Consider the following 1,419-nt stretch of genomic DNA (forward strand, 5'->3'; position numbering starts at 1 on the left):
GGGTGGGTGGAGATGGCGCCGCGGGTGATGATGACGAGGTGGGGGTGGTCGGTGCGGTCCTGGGCGAGCCATTCCTGGATGCGGGTGAGGGTGTGCTCGGCGGTGTGGTGGGCGGCGGCGACCTGATCGGCGTCCTGGGCGGTGTCGCCCTCGGGCCGCACGACCAGCACCTCGGCTGCCCCGTTGGCCGGCTCCGTCGCGCCGGGTGTGTCGACCACCGACCACTCCACCAGGAACGGCAGGCCCGGGGCCGTGCCGGCGCGTAGGCGCGCCGGGTCGACCGGGCGCAGGGCGAGTGACGCGATGTCCGCGACGGGAGCGCCCGTGGTGTCGGTGACGGTGATGGCCACGGTGCCCGTCCCGACCGGCGAGAGCCGCACCCGGACACCGTCCGCGCCGACGGCGTGCAGGGAGACGCCGCTCCAGCTGAACGGCAGGACGCTCTCGGGGCCGTCGCCGAGCAGGCCGAGGGCGATGGGGTGCAGGGCGGCGTCCAGCAGCGCCGGATGCAGGCAGAAGCGCTGGGCCGCGGGCTGCTCGGAGTCGGGGAGGGCGACGGTCGCGTAGACGTCGTCGCCGAGCCGCCAGGCCGCGCGCAGGCCCTGGAAGGCTGGTCCGTAGTCGTAGCCCCTGGCGCTCAGGCGCTCGTAGGCGTCCGTGAGGTCGATCGGGACGGCTCCGGCGGGCGGCCAGGCGGCGGACTGCGGGGGCGCGGACGAAGGCGAGGCGGCGGGCGCGGGCGCTTCGGCGGTGAGCGACCCGCCGGCCCGGCGGGTCCACGGCGCGTCGCCCGAGGCGTCGGAGGGGCGGGAGTAGACCGCGAAGGACCGACGGCCTTCGGCGTCCGGTTCGCCCACCACGGCCTGGAGCCGGACGTCCTCTCCGTCGGAGAGGACGAGCGGGGCCTCCAGCGTGAGGTCCTCGACGTGCCCGCAGCCGACCTCCAGTCCGGAGCGGAGGGCCGTCTCCAGGTAGGTGGTGCTCGACAGCAGCACGGTCCCGTGCACGGCGTGGTCGGCGAGCCACGGGAGGCCGGTGGTGGACACCTGGCCGGTGAGGATGTGCCCCTGGCCGTCGGCGAGTTCGACGGCGGAGACGACCAGCGGGTGGTCGGTGCCGGTCTGCCCGAGGGCACCGGTGCCCGTGGCGGCGGGGTGCAGCCAGTAGGGCCCGTGCTGGAACGGGTACGGGGGCAGGGCCGGACGCGGGCCGCTGTACGGGGCACCGGCGACGGGCAGGCCCGAGATCCGGCCCAGGGCCAGGGCGGTTGCCAGCTGCGACGGGCCGCCGTGGTTGCGCCGGAGGGTGGCGATCGTGGCCACCGCGGTGTCGGTGGTGTCGGCGGTTTGTTGGATGGGGGTGGTGAGGACGGGGTGGGGGCTGGTTTCGATGAAGTGGGTGTGGCCGGTGGTGAGGAGG

At 75.6% G+C, this 1,419-nt stretch carries 1 protein-coding gene; it reads right to left on the reverse strand.

Annotated elements, in window-relative coordinates:
- Window positions 1-1,419: polyketide synthase dehydratase domain-containing protein (locus ACFWIS_RS40640; protein WP_380464144.1), on the reverse strand; the 1,419-nt coding region annotated here is incomplete at both ends.

The organism is Kitasatospora sp. NPDC127060 (genome assembly GCF_042724935.1).
Classification (GTDB): Bacteria; Actinomycetota; Actinomycetes; order Streptomycetales; family Streptomycetaceae; genus Kitasatospora.